Origin of the sequence: Psychrobacter sp. CAL346-MNA-CIBAN-0220 (assembly GCF_040309805.1) — a bacterium.
Lineage (GTDB): Bacteria > Pseudomonadota > Gammaproteobacteria > Pseudomonadales > Moraxellaceae > Psychrobacter.
Map to the genome: position 1 here is coordinate 1 of NZ_JBEOPF010000166.1, position 279 is coordinate 279.

A 279-nucleotide genomic window follows, 5' to 3' on the forward strand; every position below is an offset into this window, starting at 1 on the left:
GTACCGATGCGACAGTAGGCTTTGTGTCTGCTTGGGCAAGTGAAAACCCAGATGTAGGTGTTGGCGAGCAAGAAATTATTGCCATAGATGAAGGTAAACGTATCGATTTTGAATTACGGTTTATTTCACCCTTTGAAGCGACCGAGCCTGCCTATATGAGCACTACAGCCGTTAATGCTAATCAAACTAAAGTTGATTGGGTTTTTAGTGGCCATTTTGCTTATCCAACTAACTTAATGTTTTTGTTTATCGATTTTGAAACCATGATAGGTGCTGATT

Annotated in this window: 1 protein-coding gene; it reads left to right on the plus strand. The window is 40.1% G+C overall.

What is annotated here, in order from left to right; all coding sequences use genetic code 11:
* Window positions 1-279 (plus strand): hypothetical protein (locus AAEY88_RS13160; protein WP_350563104.1); only part of this gene is annotated, 279 nt, incomplete at both ends.